At 41.3% G+C, this 18,862-nt stretch carries 22 protein-coding genes; 12 read left to right on the forward strand and 10 right to left on the reverse strand.

Going from position 1 to position 18,862, the window contains the following annotated elements:
* Positions 1-10 precede the first annotated feature (10 nt).
* The 4 genes from DTW91_RS10630 to DTW91_RS10645 are packed head-to-tail and all read left to right on the forward strand — an operon-like array spanning position 11 to position 2,207.
* Entirely contained in the window at positions 11-703 is a 693-nt protein-coding gene (locus DTW91_RS10630; RefSeq protein WP_125203360.1) for a ZIP family metal transporter, read from the forward strand.
* 55 nt (positions 704-758) lie between these two features.
* Entirely contained in the window at positions 759-1,133 is a 375-nt protein-coding gene (gene ytxJ / locus DTW91_RS10635; protein ID WP_125203361.1) for a bacillithiol system redox-active protein YtxJ, read from the forward strand.
* Positions 1,134-1,167: 34 nt separating this feature from the next.
* Entirely contained in the window at positions 1,168-1,761 is a 594-nt protein-coding gene (locus DTW91_RS10640) for a Crp/Fnr family transcriptional regulator (protein WP_125203362.1), read from the forward strand.
* A complete protein-coding gene (locus DTW91_RS10645; protein WP_125203363.1) occupies positions 1,761-2,207 on the forward strand; it encodes a GNAT family N-acetyltransferase in 447 nt (148 codons plus the stop codon). The genes DTW91_RS10640 and DTW91_RS10645 overlap by 1 nt, the downstream gene beginning before the upstream one ends.
* Here DTW91_RS10645 and DTW91_RS10650 read toward each other — a convergent pair.
* From DTW91_RS10650 to DTW91_RS10670, 5 genes are all read right to left on the reverse strand, one after another.
* Complete coding sequence (locus DTW91_RS10650; RefSeq protein WP_125203364.1) at positions 2,197-2,802, reverse strand: HAD family hydrolase; 606 nt, start codon at positions 2,800-2,802, stop codon at positions 2,197-2,199. The two genes, DTW91_RS10645 and DTW91_RS10650, sit on opposite strands and share 11 nt — an antisense overlap.
* Positions 2,803-2,979: 177 nt before the next feature.
* Complete coding sequence (locus DTW91_RS10655; protein ID WP_125203365.1) at positions 2,980-3,228, reverse strand: DUF6952 family protein; 249 nt, start codon at positions 3,226-3,228, stop codon at positions 2,980-2,982.
* A gap of 11 nt (positions 3,229-3,239) precedes the next feature.
* Positions 3,240-3,548: a thioredoxin family protein gene (locus DTW91_RS10660; protein ID WP_125203366.1), complete on the reverse strand. Its 309-nt coding sequence runs from the start codon at positions 3,546-3,548 to the stop codon at positions 3,240-3,242.
* A gap of 86 nt (positions 3,549-3,634) precedes the next feature.
* Positions 3,635-4,267: a peroxiredoxin gene (locus tag DTW91_RS10665; RefSeq protein WP_125203367.1), complete on the reverse strand. Its 633-nt coding sequence runs from the start codon at positions 4,265-4,267 to the stop codon at positions 3,635-3,637.
* Between the two features lie 235 nt (positions 4,268-4,502).
* Positions 4,503-5,693, reverse strand: a complete 1,191-nt coding sequence (locus tag DTW91_RS10670) for a pyridoxal phosphate-dependent aminotransferase (protein ID WP_125203368.1) — start codon at positions 5,691-5,693, stop codon at positions 4,503-4,505.
* A gap of 145 nt (positions 5,694-5,838) precedes the next feature.
* Here DTW91_RS10670 and rsmG point away from each other — a divergent pair, with 145 nt between their 5' ends.
* From rsmG to DTW91_RS10685, 3 genes are all read left to right on the forward strand, one after another.
* The gene (gene rsmG / locus DTW91_RS10675) at positions 5,839-6,474 is read left to right on the forward strand and encodes a 16S rRNA (guanine(527)-N(7))-methyltransferase RsmG (RefSeq protein WP_125203369.1); all 636 of its coding nucleotides are present in this window, start codon (positions 5,839-5,841) and stop codon (positions 6,472-6,474) included.
* Between the two features lie 33 nt (positions 6,475-6,507).
* Positions 6,508-6,927 carry a hypothetical protein gene (locus tag DTW91_RS10680; RefSeq protein WP_125203370.1) on the forward strand — a complete coding sequence of 140 codons (420 nt, stop codon included), beginning with the start codon at positions 6,508-6,510 and terminating at the stop codon, positions 6,925-6,927.
* 348 nt (positions 6,928-7,275) lie between these two features.
* Positions 7,276-9,969 (forward strand): PD-(D/E)XK nuclease family protein, encoded by a 2,694-nt coding sequence (locus tag DTW91_RS10685; RefSeq protein WP_125203371.1) that lies wholly within the window; start codon positions 7,276-7,278, stop codon positions 9,967-9,969.
* Positions 9,970-10,021: 52 nt separating this feature from the next.
* On the opposite strand, the gene DTW91_RS10690 is transcribed toward DTW91_RS10685, so the two are convergent.
* Positions 10,022-11,482, reverse strand: a complete 1,461-nt coding sequence (locus DTW91_RS10690; protein WP_185144774.1) for a T9SS type A sorting domain-containing protein — start codon at positions 11,480-11,482, stop codon at positions 10,022-10,024.
* 81 nt (positions 11,483-11,563) lie between these two features.
* Here DTW91_RS10690 and DTW91_RS10695 point away from each other — a divergent pair, with 81 nt between their 5' ends.
* Together DTW91_RS10695 and DTW91_RS10700 are read left to right on the forward strand one after the other, a co-directional pair.
* A complete protein-coding gene (locus DTW91_RS10695; RefSeq protein ID WP_125203373.1) occupies positions 11,564-12,424 on the forward strand; it encodes an aldo/keto reductase family oxidoreductase in 861 nt (286 codons plus the stop codon).
* Positions 12,425-12,577: 153 nt separating this feature from the next.
* Positions 12,578-12,934, forward strand: coding sequence for an RNA recognition motif domain-containing protein (locus DTW91_RS10700; RefSeq protein WP_125203374.1), 357 nt, complete (start codon positions 12,578-12,580; stop codon positions 12,932-12,934).
* Positions 12,935-12,995: 61 nt separating this feature from the next.
* Here the strand turns inward: DTW91_RS10700 and DTW91_RS10705 are convergent, their stop codons facing one another.
* Both DTW91_RS10705 and DTW91_RS10710 read right to left on the reverse strand, forming a co-directional pair.
* On the reverse strand, positions 12,996-13,463 hold the full coding sequence (locus tag DTW91_RS10705) for a BlaI/MecI/CopY family transcriptional regulator (protein WP_125203375.1): 468 nt from the start codon (positions 13,461-13,463) through the stop codon (positions 12,996-12,998).
* 11 nt (positions 13,464-13,474) lie between these two features.
* Positions 13,475-13,918, reverse strand: a complete 444-nt coding sequence (locus DTW91_RS10710; RefSeq protein ID WP_228412708.1) for a phosphatase PAP2 family protein — start codon at positions 13,916-13,918, stop codon at positions 13,475-13,477.
* Between the two features lie 359 nt (positions 13,919-14,277).
* Here DTW91_RS10710 and pdhA point away from each other — a divergent pair, with 359 nt between their 5' ends.
* The 3 genes from pdhA to DTW91_RS10725 all read left to right on the forward strand — a co-directional run bounded on the left by pdhA (position 14,278) and on the right by DTW91_RS10725 (position 17,951).
* Positions 14,278-15,282 (forward strand): pyruvate dehydrogenase (acetyl-transferring) E1 component subunit alpha, encoded by a 1,005-nt coding sequence (gene pdhA / locus DTW91_RS10715; protein ID WP_125203376.1) that lies wholly within the window; start codon positions 14,278-14,280, stop codon positions 15,280-15,282.
* A gap of 15 nt (positions 15,283-15,297) precedes the next feature.
* Positions 15,298-16,962 carry a pyruvate dehydrogenase complex dihydrolipoamide acetyltransferase gene (locus tag DTW91_RS10720; protein ID WP_125203377.1) on the forward strand — a complete coding sequence of 555 codons (1,665 nt, stop codon included), beginning with the start codon at positions 15,298-15,300 and terminating at the stop codon, positions 16,960-16,962.
* 281 nt (positions 16,963-17,243) lie between these two features.
* Positions 17,244-17,951: a DUF2490 domain-containing protein gene (locus DTW91_RS10725; protein ID WP_228412709.1), complete on the forward strand. Its 708-nt coding sequence runs from the start codon at positions 17,244-17,246 to the stop codon at positions 17,949-17,951.
* 22 nt (positions 17,952-17,973) lie between these two features.
* Here DTW91_RS10725 and DTW91_RS10730 read toward each other — a convergent pair whose 3' ends face one another.
* A complete protein-coding gene (locus tag DTW91_RS10730; RefSeq protein ID WP_125203378.1) occupies positions 17,974-18,420 on the reverse strand; it encodes a phosphohydrolase in 447 nt (148 codons plus the stop codon).
* A 1-nt stretch (position 18,421) separates the two neighbouring features.
* Positions 18,422-18,709, reverse strand: coding sequence for a hypothetical protein (locus DTW91_RS10735; protein ID WP_125203379.1), 288 nt, complete (start codon positions 18,707-18,709; stop codon positions 18,422-18,424).
* Between the last annotated feature and the right edge of the window lie 153 nt (positions 18,710-18,862).

The following is an 18,862-nucleotide window of genomic DNA, read 5'->3' on the forward strand; positions in this document are numbered from 1 at the left end:
AGCTGGCTAAATGATCATCACTCTGCTCATACTAAGCGTTCTCATCGGTGTTTTTCTCGGGAAATATTTCGGGAGCAAGCAGCAGTTTGCCAAGAATCTTTTGATACTGAGTGCAGGTTTTTTTATCACGATCTGTCTTAATGAGGTGTTTCCCGAAGTTTACGAAACCGGCGGATCTTGGATCGGGATTTTTGTAATCCTGGGCGTTTTGATCCAGATGTTTCTTGAAAATCTCACCAAAGGCTTTGAACACGGCCATCTTCACCAGCATTCCGATGACCATTCGATTTTGCCTGTGGCCTTGATTGCCGGATTGTTTATTCATGCTTTTATCGAGGGGATTCCCCTGTCGCACGAGAAAGATTCGCTTTCCCCTTATCTGTTGGGGATTTTGTTTCACAATATTCCGATTTCTTTTGTTTTGGGAAGCTTTCTCTCGCACAGCAAAAGTTTTTCTACCAAATTTTGGATCATAGTTTTGGTTTTTGCCTTGGCGTCGCCTTTGGGAATGCTGCTCGGAAAATATTTTAATGAAAATTTGAAAGTTTATTTCTTAGCTGTTGTAGGCGGGATTTTTCTTCATATCTCAAGTGTCATTATTTTCGAAAGCAACAAGAATCACAAGATGGATTGGCAGAAGATCGTACTCGTAATCGTGGGAATTGCTCTTGCACTCATCGGACATCTTTTTCATCATCACTAATAAAAACATTTTCTTTTCTGGCCGGAAAGTGTTATTTTTACTCAAATTAAATTCAATGGGACTTCTAGATCAACTATTCGGAAAAAAGGAAGAGCAGAAACAGAGCCAAAGCCTTTGGAAAAAAATCGAAACCGAGAGCGATCTCGACGCAGCCGTAGAACATTCTTTTCAGCAAAAAGTCTTGATTTTCAAACATTCAACCCGTTGCTTTATCAGCAAAACGGTTTTGAAGTCTTTTGAAAAACAAATGCAAAATTCCGACAAGGATCTGGCCTATTATTTTTTGGATTTGCTGGCGCACCGCGATATTTCCAACCAAATAGAAGACCGCTTTGGCGTCACGCATCAAAGTCCGCAACTGATCGTGCTGGAGCAAGGAAAAGCAGTTTATAATGCATCCCACCAAAGTATTGATCTCGACAAAATTTAATTAATCCGTTTTTTTTCCAATCTAAGGCGCATCGATGCAATATCAAAATTTCCGAAATCATCTTTCAAAAACACTGGGAGTACCCGTCGACGGCCTGGAGGTCTGTTCCTCCTTCTACGAAGTGGAAGAAGTGAAGAAAAATGAGATCCTCCTGAGAGAGGGCGAGGTTTCCGACTCCACTTTTTTCGTCGAAAAAGGCTTACTGAGAATGTATTCCATAGACAAAGCCGGGAAAGAACACGTCATTCAATTTGCGCCCGAAAACTGGATTATTTCCGATACCACCAGTCAGTTGCTCAATGAGAAATCGCGGTTTTACATAGAAGCCATCGAGGATAGCACCATCATCGTGACCAAAGACGGCTTCTTCGATAATCTGGCCAAGGTCTATCCGCACGTAGCCGAGAAAAATCAAAGATTGATGTTCAATCATATCAAAAATCTGCAAAACCGAGTGAATGCCCTGATCAGCACCACGGCAGAAGAACGCTATTTGGATTTCCTGAAAAAATATCCCAATCTGATGCTGAGAGTCCCGCAATGGATGGTGGCCTCTTACCTCGGCATCACGCCGGAAAGCCTGAGTCGGGTAAGGAAAGAATTGGCCAATAAAAAATTCATCATCTGATGAACCACGACATTTTAAGAGCAACCTTTTCCGATATTCCACAGTTGTCTCAAATGATGCAGGATTTCTATGCCATAGATCTTTACCCTTTTGATGCGAAATTGACGGCGTCTAATTTTCGGAAATTTATGAGTGAGGAGAAATATGGCGCCTGTTTCAAAATTATTTCGGAAGGCTCCATCGCCGGTTATACGATTCTGCTGCGAACATTCAGCTTCGAATTTGGCGGCGAAATTCTTTTTCTGGACGAATTGTATATCAAGCCCGAGTTTCAGGGAAAATCATTGGGGAAAAAGGTATTGGAATTTGTGAAGCGCTATTCGGTTGAAAATCAATTCAAAGCGGTGCTTCTGGAAATCGAAAATCATAATGAAAGAGCAAGAAAACTCTATGAACAATATGGCTTCCAACACCATAAAAGAAGCGTGATGATTCTTAAAAATTGAGGTTTAACTTTCTCAACTCGTCCTCCAAATCCGTCTCAGGCTGAATGTGAACCACTTGAAATCCCAGAGATTTGGCGGTTTCTACATTCTTTATATTATCATCGATAAAAAGCGATTCTTCCGGTTTCAGATCGTAACGGTGGATTAATACTTCGAAAATTGCTTTATCCGGTTTGATGAGCTTTTCTTTTCCCGAAACCACGATTTTGCCCTCAAAAAGTTCAAAGAAATCATAGTTTTCCAAAGCAATTGGAAACGTTTCTTCAGACCAATTGGTGAGTCCAAAAAGTTGGAATTTGCCTTTCAGTCTTCTAAGGATTTCTACATTTTTGGGAATATCGCTTCGCAGCATTATCGGCCAATTGTCATAATAAGCGCGGATTTCTTTTTCCCAATCGGGATGCTGTTTTATAAGGATTTCGGTGCCTTCCCGGAGGCTGCGTCCGAGGTCTTGTTCTGCATTCCATTCATCGGTGGCGATGTTTTTCAGAAACCATTCCATTTTTTCGTCGTCGTGGAAGTAATTTTTGAAAAAATACCGCGGATCCCAGTCCATCAGAACGCCTCCGAAGTCGAAGATGATGTTTCGGATCATTTTAAAAATTTTGAATAGTCGGTTGCGAAAATAGTCATAAGAACTTTCTCGAAAATCTTTGCCGGTTCGAAACTTTCTTCAACTTGCAAATGGATAAAAAAAAATTGATATTTCTTAACCCTGGTTCGATAATGAAATAATGCCCAAATATCAACGGGCATTAGCCCATTTTTCAATTTATTTATCGATGGATCCCATGACCTTTTTGGCAAAGGCGTTGAGCGCGTCTTTTTCGCTCATTCTGTTTTTGACATTGGCATGAACCTCCAAGGCACCGCAAATGTTGGTTATCATTTCTCCGGCCACGTTCAGATCTTCCTCAGAGACATTTCGGAATTCGGAAAAACTTTCCAAAACTTCCAAAGCCGCTTCCAGATTTTCGGGCGTTTGGGTTTGATAAAACTGTCTTATGATGGGTAATTTCATATCAATTCGGATTATTTGATTTCGCTAAAAAGTGTGTTCAAAACTTCTGCTTGATTGGTCTGAATCTGATTTTTCAATATGCCACCTTCAAAAACCGCAAAAGTCGGTAAGTTGTCCACCTTCGCGAGTTTTCTGCTTTCAGGGAATTTTTCCGCATCCACATAGTAGAAAGGGATTTGATCGTTCTCCGCCGCCAGTTTTTTGAATTTGGGTTTCATGATTCTGCAGTTTCCGCACCACGTGGCGCCATACTGAACCATCACCTTATCGTTCTCGCTTACGATCTTTTGTAAGTTGTCTTCCGTGAGTTCTTTGTACATAATTTATAAATTATCAATGTAACAGTTTAACAGTGTAACAATTATTTAGTTAACTGTTAAACTGTTCAATGGTTTGATTAAAAATATTAATGCTTGCTGAGGTATTCTGCTACTCCCGTTCTGCTGGCGCTCATCGCTTCTTGGCCTTCTTCCCAGTTGGCGGGGCAAACCTCGCCATATTTTTGCACGTGAGAATAGGCATCGATCAGGCGAAGATATTCTTTCACATTTCTGCCCAGCGGCATATCATTTACCGATTCGTGGAAGATCTTTCCGCTTTCATCGATGAGGTAAGTGGCTCGGTAAGCCACGTTGGAACCTGTGTAAACTTCGTTTCCTTGCTCGTCATAATCTAAGTCCTGATCCACGATTCCAAGGATGTTGGCCAATTGTCTGTGCGTGTCGGCAAGGATTGGATAGGTTACCCCTTCGATGCCGCCGTTGTCTTTTGGGGTGCTCAGCCAAGCAAAATGAACTTCGGGCGTGTCGCAAGATGCACCTACGACAATGGTATTTCTCTTCTCAAACTCCGGCAAAGCTTCCTGAAATGCATGCAATTCGGTGGGGCAAACAAAAGTGAAATCCTTTGGATACCAGAACAAAAGAACTTTTTGCTGGTTGTTTACGGCTTCTTCAAAAACGTTGATTTTAAGATTGTCTCCCATCTCGCTCATCGCGTCGATCGCAACATTTGGGAATAATTTTCCTACTAATGACATAATTTTAAAGTTTTAAATTGTTATTTTTTTGATAAATCAAAAGTACAATGGTTTTATGAATTGAATATTAATTTTTAATTTATAAAATCTATTACAGTGAATGATTGAAAACGAAAATCCGCATCCTAACACTTGCCCTTGATTTGCATCAAATTTCAGACTATTCGCAAACAAAAGCAAATGAACTAAATCAGGAAACGGGAATTTCCATATAATTTAAACACCATTTAAAACATTAAAATGGCTCTACGCAATCCTTAATTCTCTTCATAGCTTCTCTCAAATCTTCTTCCGAAGCGGCATAGGACAAACGGATACATTCGGGGCTTCCGAAACTTACGCCGCCAACACTGCCAACGTGCGCTTTCTCGAGCAGAAACATCGCAAAGTCATCCGAATCTTTAATTTCAAATCCGTCCAGATTTTTTCCAACAAAATAGGAAATATCCGGGAAGAAATAGAACGCACTTTTCGGCAGATTGCATTTGAAACCCTTGATTTCTTTGATCAATTCAAAAACAAGATCACGTCTTTTGTGGAATTCCATTATCATATATTGCAATTCCGAAGGATCCATCTGCATCGCCGTAATGGATGCTCGTTGCGCAACAGTATTGGCGCCGCTCGTCATTTGACCCTGCACTTTGTCGCACGCGCTTGCGAGCCAATCGGGACAGGCAGAATATCCGATTCTCCAACCCGTCATTGCAAACGCTTTGCTCATCCCGTTGATGACGGCCGTCTGCTCATAAACCTGCGGAAAACTGGCAATGGAAACGTGCTCGCCTTCATAATTGATAAATTCGTAAATCTCGTCGGAGATGATCGTGACCTGCGGATATTTGGCAACAACATTAGCAATAGCCTCCAATTCTCCTCGGGTGTAATAGCTTCCCGACGGATTGCAAGGCGAACTGTACAGCAAAGCTTTGGTTCTGGGCGTAATGGCTTTTTCTAATTGTTCAGCGGTGAATTTGAAGTCGGTATCAATGGAAGTTTCTATGAAAACGGACGTTCCGCCGACCAGTTTTACCATTTCGTCATAGCTCACCCAATATGGCGCCGGCAATATCACCTCGTCGCCATCATTAATTATGGCTTGCAAAACATTAATAATAGACTGTTTGGCGCCGTTGGAAACACAGATTTGCGTGGGTTTGTAATCCAGATGGTTGTCCCGCTTCAGTTTTGCGGCAATCGCTTGCCTCAATTCCAAAAAACCGGGAACAGGCGAGTAGTGGCTGTAATTTTCATTAATGGCGTCAAAAGCCGCTTGCTTTATTTTTTGGGGAACATCGAAGTCCGGTTCGCCCAATGTAAGACTGATGACATCGATGCCGGCGGCTTTCATATCGCGGGCTTTATTGCTCATCACAAAGGTTTGCGAATAACTCAGTCTGTTCAGTCTGTCGGAAATTTTATTCATAAAACTATATCGTGTTAAATCATTTCCGACAAATATAATTTTTTAAATCCGTAATTTAAAAAGAGTCTGCCGAAAATGTGACGACCCGCGATTGGCTTTTGAAGGTTTTTTTGTAGAAATCCTTTAAAATTCCTAAATTCGCTCTATGTCTGTAGATTTAATCTTAAAATATTTTCCTGATATCACGGTTGTACAGAAAAATCAGTTGGTCGAATTAGAAAATCTTTACAAAGATTGGAATGAGAAAATCAACGTGATTTCCAGAAAAGATACCGGCAGTCTTTATGAAAAGCACGTTCTCCATTCTTTGGGCATCGCCAAAGTGATGGAATTTGCAGATCATACCAAGGTTTTGGACGTTGGTACCGGAGGCGGTTTTCCGGGAATTCCCTTAGCGATTCTTTTTCCAAATGTTCAGTTCACTCTGGTGGACAGCATCGGAAAAAAAATCAACGTTGTAAAAGGCGTTGCAGAAAGTCTGGAACTCCGAAATGTGACGGCGCAGCACATCAGAGCCGAACAGCTGAAAGAGAAATTTCATTTCGTCGTCAGCAGAGCCGTCACTCAGATGCCTGTTTTCCTGACTTGGCTGCGGGGAAAGTTCGAAAAAGAACAGTTCAACCCAAAGCACAACGGCGTTCTCTACCTCAAAGGCGGCGATCTGGGCGTGGAACTAGCAGGATTGAGATGCGAAATCTTCCAGCTCAAAAATTATTTCGACGAAGAATTTTTCGACACCAAAAAAGTCGTCTATCTTTCAAAAGGTAATTTTAATAACTGAAACATTTTAATAACTAAAATAAAAGAAAAGATCATGAAGAAAGTATTTATTTTACCGATGATTGTACTGATTTTCTCCACCATTATATCCTGTGATGACGATGACGATTACGAAGAAATTACCGCTGTCTATGCCACCAAAATCGACAGTGTGCAGATTCCTACCGACACGATGTTTCTTGGCATGACGCAGGAAATGAAAGTCTATTCCACCTTTGCAAAATCCTGCGAAGGCATCTACAGCTACGACTATCAGTACACCAACGATTCCGTGCGCACGGTCATCAATTATGCCTTCAAGACCAACGCTCCCTGCGCCGACGGAACCTACGTGGACGGCAGCCGCATCCATTTCAAACCCTTAACTACAGGAACCTACACCTTCAAATTCTTTGCAGGAAAAGATGGCGCCGGCGCCAATACGTTTCTGGAGAAGAAAGTGGTTGTGGAGTAGAAGTTCCGAAATTTTTAGGAGCTTAATCCCGCTTTCCGTTGCAATCTTTTTCTTTTTTTTCCAAAAAAAAGAAAAAGGATTTCCACTGCAATCGGGGCTATGGGTTTGGTCATCCCAAATAAAGTGTGTTGGAAATTAGTGAGATTTGCCAAATCCAAAAGAAAATATAAATGTTGTTTCCCAAAACTGAGCTGAGAATTTTTGCCCAAAACACAGTCAGTTCGATGATTCGATTTTAATAAGTTTTTCACAATTTCCTCCAAAAATTTTTGCGATTTTTGCTTCAAATTTATTCTAAAAGTCAACGAAAATAATTAACTTGAGCCTTTACTTCTAAAGGCTTTTTTTATGCAGTTTCTCCAAAGAATCATTTCAGAATTACTGGAAAATCACAGCGATCTTTCCGGCTTGGATATCGTTTTACCCGGAAAAAGACCGATGGTTTTCATCAAAAGAATCTTGCAGGAAAAGCAGTACGAAGGACTTTTACCCAACTTCGTCACGATAGACGAACTCATCGCAGAACTATCAGATAGTATAGAAATCAAGGGCATCGCGCTTTGGCTTTTCGCTTTCCGAACCTATCAAAAAGTTGATCCTGCAGAAGATTTTTCAGGCTTTCTCAAATGGTTTCCCACGCTCCAAAAAGATTGGGACGATATGATGAAATTTTCGGATGATGACCAAAAAATCCTCGAGTGGATGCTGGACGAAGAACGCATCAAAAACTGGGGCGAAGATCTGGGCGAAGACGACAATCCCAGAAAAAGAAACCTCAATTTCTGGCGAAAAATGAACGAATTTCTTCCAATTCTGAAATCTGATTTGAGAAAAGAAAACCTCGCCACCGCCGGAATGATCTATCAGGAAGCGTTTTCCCAGTTGGAAAATTTCGCACAACTCACCGCCAGGTATTTTGTCTTTTGTGGTTTCAATGCCTTGTCGAGAGTCGAGGAACAGCTTGTCCGGCAGCTTCTGCAATGGAACAAAGCCGAAACTTATTTCCAAGCCGACCGATATTACATCGAGGATGAGAGACAAGAAGCGGGCAAATTCCTGAGAGAAACCATCAAATGGAAAGAATTTGATGACAACCGACAATTCAAATGGATCGATGATCAATTTTCGCAACCAAAACAAATAAAAACCTACGAAGTTTCCGGAAACATTGTTCAGGCCAAGGTTTTGCCGGAGATTTTGGCGCAGATTCCGACGGCAGAATTATCAGAAACCGCCTTGGTTTTGCTCGATGAGAATCTTTTGCCGGCCGTTTTGGACAGTTTGACTTCCGTTGAAAGCGTGAACATCACGATGGGTTTTCCGCTCAGGAATCTCTCGTTTAGCAATGCCATAAAAAAACTATTTTATCTTCAAAAACAACAGGAAAAAAAACCTTCCAGCTATTATTACGCCGATGTTTTACAGATTTTGGAAGAGTTGCCGAATGACGAAATTGACGGTGCTATCGTGCGAGAATTTGTCTCAAAAATCGAAGAACGCAATATGGTTTATATTTCCAAAAATCTGTTGCAAGAATTGTTGGGCAAGCTCAGCTATTTCCAGCTTTTGCAGAAACCGGAATCCGTTCCGGATTTTCTCGATTTATTAATTAAATTTTGTTATGAATTGAAGTTTAAAGAATTGGACGACATTCAGTACGAGAATGTGTCGCATTTCGAGAAAGTTTTCAAAATCATCAAAAACCAATTGCAACTTTATAAAATCGAGATCAAAATCGAGACTTTGGAAATTCTTATTAACCAATTGGTCAACACGGAAACCATTGATTTTGTGGGCGAGCCGCTTTCGGGATTTCAGGTGATGGGATTGCTGGAAACGCGTCTTCTCAACTTCAAAAACGTCATTATGCTTTCCGTGAACGAAGGCAAACTGCCGCTCGGAAATACGCAAAATACCTACATTCCGTTTGATGTCCGGAAAAATTTTGGGCTCAACACTTTTTTGGAAAACGACAGCATTTATGCTTATCATTTTTACCGCTTGATTCAGAGTTCCGAGAATATTCATTTGCTGTTCAACGCTTTGAGTTCCGGCCTCAACACGGGCGAAAAAAGCCGCTTCATCACCCAATTGGATCTGGAAAGTCCGCACCAACTCGAAAATATCATCATCGAAAATACCTCGGAACCCATCGTTCAGGAGCTGATGAAAATCGAGAAGAACGAAGAAGTGATGCGGCTTTTGGTGGAATGGAAAAACCGCGTATCTGCTTCACATTTGGTAACTTATCTTTACAATCCGATTGATTTTTATCTCAGTCATATTCTCAAAGTGCGGGAAACCGGCGAGATAGAAGAAGAACTTTCGCAACGGAATTATGGCAATCTGGTGCATTACGCTTTGCAGTTTTTGCACGAGCCTATCAAACATAAAATATTAAGGGTGAGTGACTTAGAAAATTTGCTCCAACAAACGGATTTGGCCATCGATTTTGCGATTGAAAAACTAAAACATCAACCGGAATTCTACGACAGAGGAATGAATTTCGTCCATAAAGAAATTGCCAAACGAGTCGTAAAAAATATCGTGGAATATGATTTGGAGCTTGTAAAATCGGGCGCTGCTTTGGAAATCGTCGATCTCGAAAGAGAAATCAATTGCGATTTCTATCTGGACGAAAATCAAACGGATAAAATAAGTTTCTACGGCTTTATCGACCGGATTGACCAGCTGGACGGCATCACGCGCGTCATCGATTACAAAACGGCAAAACCGAAAAAACTGACGATTGATCTTAAGAACAATAAAGAAGAAAAATTACCGGACTTGTTTTTTCGGGATGATTACAAACAAGCCTTGCAGCTATCGATTTATAAATACTGCATCACCCATTCTTTGGACATCGATCCGGAAAATGTGCAGACCGCCATTTGGTCTTTTGCAGAAGTCAAGAATGGTCCGCAATATCTTAATTTTGTGGACATTAATGATTCTGAAGTGGAGGATTCTATCCGAAATCTGATTGCAGAAATCCTGAATCCTGAAGTTCCTTTTGAGGAAAAAGAAACAGTGTTTTTGTAGAAAAAAAGCACCACCACTTGGCGATGCTTTTGGAAAAATAAACTTTCGTTATTTAGTTGATAATCAGTTTTGTGTTCGATTTTTTGCCATCCGATTGTTGGGTAACGATGTAAACGCCCGGTTGCAAATGGGTGCTGATTTCATTTTTTCCCTTGATCACGATAGAAGAATGTACCACTTTTCCGCTAAGGTCTTGTATGACTATGTTTCCCGCATTTTCGGTCTCGAAGAAGAAATGATTTTTGCTCGGATTCGGATAGATTTTGCTCGCCATTTTTGCGGTCTCAGGCACAGCCAAAATTTCTGCACAATTATAAGGTTTGAAATTGACCAATCCCAAGGTGGGATCGTCCACCTTATGCCCGATAACCTCTTCTACCATAGCGTCGTTAGAAAGTTCACCTTCTCGCCAGCAATTCCCGACGGCATTCACAGGATTTGGGGTGTTGTTGTAGAACGCCGTGGTCGTGCCGCCATTGCCATTGTTTTTGAAAATATTATTGCCGTGATCACTATCTGTACCCAGATCGATCAATGCATTGCTCAAGATGGTAATTCCCCAAAGATTGCCACGGATCTGATTGTTTCTTACGATTACATTTTGAGTTCCGGTGAGGGAAATGCCGCTTCCGCCAAGGCTGGGATTGTTCTCGGTATTGTTGTTTTCGATGATGTTATTTCTGATGATTCCCGTTGTCCCGCCACCTTGGTTGGTGATGCCGTACCGATTGTCGCGGATGGTGTTGCCTTCTATCCGGAATCTGTTTGTTCCTCCCAACAATCCCGAAACCGAAACGCCGCCGGCTCTTAAAATCGCCCGGTTTCCTGTAATGGTGTTGCCGATTACCCTTGTAGAATCTACGCCGCCCGGTCCCATATTGATCTGCGGATAGTTGCCGTTGTCGGTATCGTTGCCATAAAAATAATTGTTCAGAATGTCGATGGAAACCGTTCCTGTGGCTCCGGAATTAATTGCGGCTCTTGAATTTTCTAAAAACTGAGAATTTTTTACCACGTGTCCGGTTCCTTTATACATCGCCAATGCTGCGCTGCTGGCAAGATTGGTAGTTCCGGAATTGTTGTTTTTGTAAAGGATACAATTGTCCATCAGAAAACCATTTCCTGTGAGCACGCGTACGCCGCCACCGTATTCGATGCGGGTATTTTTCATTTCTGCGACCGAGCCATCTTCGAAACGGATGCCTCTGTACGGACTTCCGACGGTACTTGCGGTAATCGTGAAGTTGGAAGCAGTCGTTTTGTATTCGCCATAGACAAAAATACCGACCCCGGAATCAACTTTTAAAGTTGTGTTTTCATCGATTAAGAGTTTGTCGGTTGCTGAGATCGTAAGATCTGCTGTGAGTGTATAATCGGTAGAATTTTTTACCAAAACTGTTGGCGCTGCTGCAGAGAGACTCGTTAAAGTGTAGGTGGTTCCGTTGTTGGGCGTGGTGAACTGTGCTTGCAAAAATGTGCAGCTCATCATAAATAGAAAAGTGATTTTCTTCATAAACATCAATTTTTTTTAAGTTGTCAAATTTATTAATAGAATTCCTTATTAACATAATATCTTTGTAGAAAATATCCAAATATGTTTTCAGATATCGTTGCGGGAACGATGCGTTGGGGCGTTTGGGGCGCCAATCTTTCGGAAAGAAAAGTTCAGGAATTGATACAAGTTTGCTTGGAAGAAGGTATTACAACCTTCGATCATGCCGATATTTATGGCGGTCATACTACCGAAGCTCTTTTCGGGAATGCGTGGCAAGAAATGAATATCGATAGGGAAAAAATACAACTTATTTCCAAATGTGGCATTGTGATGAACTCTGCCAAGAAGCCTTCGCCAATCAAGTATTACAATTATAATGCAGATTATATCCTCCAATGCGTTGATGAAAGTCTGATGAATCTGAAAACCGATTATTTGGATCTTTTGCTCTTGCACCGGCCTTCTCCGCTGATGAATCCGGAAGAAATTGCGCAGGTTTTTCAACATTTGAAATATCAGGGAAAAGTTAGAGAATTTGGGGTCAGCAATTTTTCGGTTTCTCAGTTTGCATTGCTCGATCAATATTTTCCATTAATTACCAATCAAATCGAAGTCTCTGCGAATCATTTAGATTCCTTTTATGATGGGACTTTGGATCAATTGTTCCGAGAAAAACGTCGACCGATGGCGTGGTCAGTAATGGGCAATTACTTCTCGGAAAACTCCGAACAAAACCGGCGACTCCAAAAAGTAATTCATCTGCTTTGTCAAAAATACAATGCAGAAGAAAATCAAATCTTAGTGGCTTTTATTCTGAAACATCCTGCGAAAATAATCCCCGTCATCGGTTCTTCAAAAGGAGAAACTATCAGGCAATTAAAAGCCGCATTAAAAATCGATTTGGAAGAAATCGACTGGTTCCGGATTTTGGAGGCAAGCCGCGGAAAAGAAGTAGATTAAGGGAAATCTGATTTTTTTTTAAAAATAATCTCAAAGTTTCTGATTTTTGAAAAATAATTGTAAATTGCACCAAATTATATTTGAAATCAATAAGTTTTTTTGTTGTTTTTCCTGATATAATATTAAACAACAGTTAACTTAATTTTTTTTAAAATGAACATTTTTGTTTCAAACATCAATTACGCAACCAAAGATTATCAGTTGCAAGAATTATTCGAAGAATTTGGAGAAGTCACTTCTGCAAAAATCATTACCGACCGTGACACTGGGAGATCAAAAGGATTTGGTTTCGTAGAAATGGGAGACGAAGAAGGAAAACAAGCATTAGAAGCTTTAAATCAAAAAGAATTCAACGGCAAAATACTAAACGTAACCGAGGCCAGACCGAGAGAGGACAAACCGAGAAGGTCTTTTGACAACAACCGTGGCGGTGGCTACGGCGGCGGAAGCAACCGCGGCGGTGGCTACGGCGGCGGAGAAAACCGAGGTGGTGGAAGCGACCGTTGGTAAAATCTTTTACAGAACTACAAAACGATCTATTTCAGATCGTTTTTTTTGTGCAAAATTTGGGCTATTTCTTTTTCTTTTTGCGTTTATCTTTCTTTTTCGGTTTTTTGTCGGCGGTAATTTCCTTTACGAAATCCTTGATGTGATTTGCTTCCGTATTTTCTTTAATCGCGATAGTAATCTTTCCATCCGAAAATTGCTCCATAACTTTTGAATCGATCAGCTTCTCCTCGATCAGAATTTTTAGCAATTCCGTCCCCGAATTTTCAAAATAATTTTCCAAAAATCGTTTCAGAACAAATTTTTTATAATCCTCAAGACCGATGGATGGCGAGTAAAGATAGATTCGGCCTTGCTTTTCTGTCGTCAAATAATTCTTGTTCACCAGGATTTTCAGGAATGTCGAAACGGTGTTTTGATGCGGTTTGGGATCAGGAAATGCAGCCATCAAGTCTCGAAAATAGATATTTCCCTTGCTCCAGATGAGTTGCATTATTTCTTCCTCGGAATGCGTTAGCGGTTGTAAAATCATAAATTATAAGCTTAGAAAATAGTAGATTTGGCCGTTACCAGATAGAGTAAAGATACAAAAATAGCAATTAATGCGCCTGCGAGGACTTCCAAAGGCGTATGTCTTTTCAGAACGATTCTTGTAATTCCTATGAGGATTGATAAAATAAACCAGAAAATGCCCATTACCGGTTCGATGGCCCAAAACAATGCGGCAACATAGACATTCAGACCAGTGTGCATCGAACTTTTGACAAAGAAATTGCTGAGCTGCATCAAAATCAACAATAGACAAAGCAAAAAAATCGCCCAATCGATTACCCGATGAAGATAAAAATCTACGCACAGAAATACGACGGTCGCAATGATGATGAAAATGTAAAGCGAATGCCGTTGCTTGCGGTTCGAAACATCCATATTGGTGTAATTTCCCAGTCTGACATTTCGGTAAATCCAAAGTATAATAGGAAGAATCAAAAGAAGAAGAATGGGCAAAAATTTTGAGGAAGCTTGCTGCCAAGTATAATTCTTGTAACTATAATAGAAAAAATAAATCACCAAAGAAACCAGCGGGTTGAAGAAATTTGAAATTACTTTCGAGATCTTTAAAATTAAAGGGTTTTTGAGTTCCCTCACAATAGTTTCGGAGTTCAAGATACAAAATTTATCATTTTTAGAAAGTTTTTGAGATGCTATTCAAAATAAAGCAAGAGCGATTGTCTGGGTCTATTTTTAAATGAATTGCTGTTATGCTTTTTTAATTCCAAAAATATGATTGTATGCTTACAATAAGGAAAGATTTTTTTCTTATTTTTGCTACATATTTCGAAATTACAATGAAAGAATTTTCTAAAGAAGTTTACCTAAAATGGTATGAAGAAATGACGATGTGGAGAAGGTTTGAAGACAAATGCCGCTCCCTCTATCTTAAACAAAAAATCCGAGGTTTTTTACATCTTTATAACGGTCAGGAGGCGATTCCCGCAGGTTTTACCCACGCGATGGATATGTCCAAGGACAGTATGATCACGGCGTACCGATGCCATATCCTTCCGATGGCGATGGGCGTAGATCCTAAAAGAATTTTGGCAGAACTTTGCGGCAAAGCCACGGGAACGTCCAAAGGAATGGGCGGCTCGATGCATATTTTCAGCAAAGAACACAGATTTTACGGCGGTCACGGGATTGTAGGTGGGCAGATTCCATTGGGCGCAGGCATTGCCTTCGCCGACAAATATTTTGACAGAAAAGCAGTCAATATTTGCTTTATGGGCGATGGCGCTGTGCGCCAAGGTTCCTTTCACGAAACCTTCAATATGGCGATGAACTGGAAACTCCCGGTCGTATTCGTTTGCGAAAACAACGGATACGCGATGGGAACATCTGTTAAGAGGACTGCCAATCACGAGGATATTTATAAACTCGGCTTAGGTTACGAAATGCCTTGTCTTCCAATAGACGCAATGGATCCTGAAAAAGTGGCCGAAGCCGCCTACGAAGCCATCGAGAGAGCGAGAAGAGGAGAAGGGCCAACGTTTATCGAAGCCAGAACTTACAGATACAGAGGCCACTCAATGTCCGACGCAGAGCCGTACAGAACTAAGGAAGAAGTGGCGCAACACAAACTGGAAGATCCGATTGAAATCGTGAAACACCGTATTCTTGAAAACAATTGGGCAAGCGAGCAAGATTTGGAAGCTATCGATGAAAAATCTCGAGCTTTCGTGGAAGAGTGTGTAGAGTTTATGGAAAACTCGCCATTTCCCGAGCTTTCTCAGGTTTATGATTTTGTCTATTCCACTCCGGACTATCCGTTCATCAACAAATTAGAAAATAATTAATCCAGAAAAAAAATTATGGCAGAAGTAATTACGATGCCCCGTTTATCGGATACGATGACGGAAGGCAAAGTTTCCAAATGGCACAAAAAAGTTGGTGACCCTGTGAAAGAAGGTGATATTCTTGCAGAAATCGAAACCGATAAAGCAGTCCAAGATTTCGAATCCGAAATCAACGGAACGCTCCTATTCATAGGAGTAGAAGAAGGAGCTGCTGCGCCGGTAGACTCTGTCTTGGCCATCATCGGCGAAGAAGGCGAAGATATTTCATCTTTGACCGGCGGCGGCGCAAAAGCAGATGCTGCGACTGAAAGCAAGTCCGAAGAAGAATCCAAAACGCAAGGCGAATCTACACCAGTAGAAAATGCTTACGAAGGTTCATCTTCTGCTGATATTCCTGAAGGCGTAGAGGTGATTACGATGCCACGTCTTTCCGATACGATGACCGAAGGCAAAGTCGCCAAATGGCATAAGAACGTGGGAGATGCGGTAAAAGAGGGCGACATACTTGCAGAAATAGAAACCGACAAAGCCGTTCAGGATTTCGAATCGGAAGTGAACGGAACCTTGTTGTACCAAGGCGTGGCAGAAGGCAGTGCAGCAGAAGTGGACAAGATCTTAGCCATCATAGGCCCTGAAGGAACAGACGTATCTGGTCTCGTTTCCGGCGGTGGAAAAAAAGCCGATGCTCCAAAAGCTGAAGCCAAAACCAATGAAAAGTCCGAACCTAAAGCCGAAGCAAAATCAGAAGCCAAAACGGAAGATCTAAAAGAAGAAGCACCTGCTGCAACTTCTTCAGGCGACAGAATTGCAATTTCTCCACTCGCTAAGAAAATTGCGGAAGAAAAAGGTGTGGATGTCTCTGCCATCAAAGGTTCCGGCGAAAATGGACGAATCGTGAAGAAGGATGTTGAAAATTATCAGCCGGCGGCTCAGCCCGAAGCTGCAAGTTCTGCTCCTAAAGCGGTTTCTGCCCAGCCAAGCGTAGCTTTCACGCCGGGGCAAGATTCCGAAACGGTGAACTCGCAAATGCGGAATATCATCGCGAAAAGATTGGCGGAGAGCAAATTCACAGCGCCCCATTATTATCTCACGGTAGAGATCAATATGGACAAAGCTATCGAAGCGAGAAAAGAAATGAACGCCTTGCCAGACACCAAAGTGTCGTTCAACGATATGGTGATCAAAGCCGTTGCAGTAGCACTTAGAAAACATCCGCAGGTCAATTCTTCGTGGGCAGGCGACAAGATCATCCACCACGGAAACATCAATGTGGGCGTGGCAGTGGCGGTGCCAGACGGATTAGTGGTGCCGGTGTTGAAGAATGCAGATTTCATGAGCTACGGCGACATCTCGGCAGCCGTTAAAGATATGGCAGCCAGAGCGAAAACCAAAGCACTGAAAGCGAACGAAATGGAAGGCTCTACTTTCTCGGTGTCGAATCTGGGAATGTTCGGAATCGAGACATTTACTTCGATCATCAATCAACCGAATGCTGCCATCTTATCGGTAGGTGCCATTATTGAGAAACCGATTGTGAAAGATGGACAAATCGTAGTTGGAAACACCATGAAATTATCACTGGCTTGCGACCACAGAGTTGTGGACGGTGCAACGGGCGCCCAGTTCTTGCAAACTTTGAGAACTTATCTGGAAAGTCCGTTAACGCTTTTATTAGGATAAATTTTTTAAATTGATTATAATGAGCCTTTCAATTCTGTTGAAGGGCTTTTTTTGTTGACCACGCCCGCGTAAGGGATGGTAGCGGATATCCTTTTTGTCTTTGACTTCTCTTGATTTGATGGAGAAACGGACTTGACAAAAAGATAGTAGCGGACAGCCCGACCCGCTTGTTTTTGCTGAAGGGAAATCTTCTATTGGTAACCCAAAACGTCTGAGCAAAAACAAAGGGGTACGCCCAAATAATTAATATTTTGAACAGGGGATTTAATTATATTTGCGCCGTGAAAAAATTGGGTTTTTTGTTTTTATTCTTAGGCGGTTTTGTGCCGGGTCAAGATCATCTGTCGGGGTTTAATATGGTGTCTTTCACCTACAGAATGACTCCGAAATGGATGGCATATTTGGAGGTTCAAACCAGAGCGCGGCGGGATTATACGGTGATAGACTATTATGAAACGAAAGGAGGGGTGGGCTACAATCTCAATAAAAACAATCAAATTTTCATTGGGCTGGGACGATATGGCACTTATGAAAAAATGAGAATCGCGCAGGAAGAGTTCAGAATGTGGTTGCAATATACCCTATCGCAACGACTGGGTAAACTGAAGTTGGATCACCGGGCGAGAGCCGAGCAGCGCTATTTCTATGCGAACCAAACCGGTGAACATACGCAGGCTAACCGTTTCCGATACCGCCTGAGCGCTACATTGCCCATTAATAAAGACAAAGTGCAGCAAAACACAGTTTTCGTGAATGCTTTTCAGGAACTTTTTGTCGGTCCAAAAGCGCCGACTTTCAAGCGCAACCGGACCTTCGGAGGTGTGGGCTATCAGCTGAACAACAGCATATCAGTGACGTCGGGCTATATGTTCCAGCGCGATTTCGCAACGAAGGGGAACGAGAATTTTCATTTTCTGTACTTTGCTCTTAATTTTACGCTTGATGCCACGGATGACGAGAAGGATATCGCCATCCCGATGGTGGATTAGCCAAAATTTCGAAAAAATTATACTAATATTTCTGTGTCAAATACAGATAAGCTTTGAGATATTTGTTGAGGCGCTTCAAGTCTTTTTCTTCCAATAAAGTTGTACATCTTGTGAGGTCCATATTGTCTCGGAGATCGTTGAGTTTGACGGCAATGGCCAGCGGATTTTTTTCGATTCTTGCGATGAAAGCGTCGTAATTTTGCTCCTCTTCTTGGCGCTTGGTGAGGCAATCCACGGCTTCCAAAATATGGCTGGGAAAGCCTTTTTCGCGGAGATATTCGAGAGGAAAATCGGGATAATCTTCTACGACATCGTGCAGAACGCCGACGATTTTTTCATCGATGGTTTTTCCGGCATTCATCACTCGGAAAACGTGACCCAAGTATGGTGCGCCGTATTTGTCGATCTGTTTTCTGTGTGCTTTGGTAGCTATTTTTATGGCTTGGTTGAGGAGTTCGTGGGTTGACATTTTATTTGTTTACTTTAGGATTGGATTCAGCTGAATCTTTATTTTGAGGCAATTCCGAATATTGTTGGTTGGGCTTTTTGTTCAGCATTTTATATTTTGAAGCTTTTGCCGAGTCTATATTTTTGTAGAAAGCAGCATTGTCGTTTTCTGTCTTAATCTCACTAGAATTTGTTGAATCTAATCTGTGATAAGGATTTGTAGGAATCGTATTTTGTTTTTCAGATTCTTTTTGTTGAGAAAACGCTAACCCAAATGATAAGGTTGCGATTATTAAAATCACTTTTTTCATCGGTTTAATTTTTAAATGAAATTATAAAAAAACTTATCTACTTACCTGTTGTGCATTTAGGAATTAAATAAAAAAAAGATTGTTCAATTGGATAAAAATCCGTATATTTAATTGATTATCAAATAATTAAATAAATGAACAATCTTACTCAAA

Origin of the sequence: Chryseobacterium sp. SC28, assembly GCF_003932955.1 — a bacterium.
GTDB lineage: Bacteria > Bacteroidota > Bacteroidia > Flavobacteriales > Weeksellaceae > Epilithonimonas.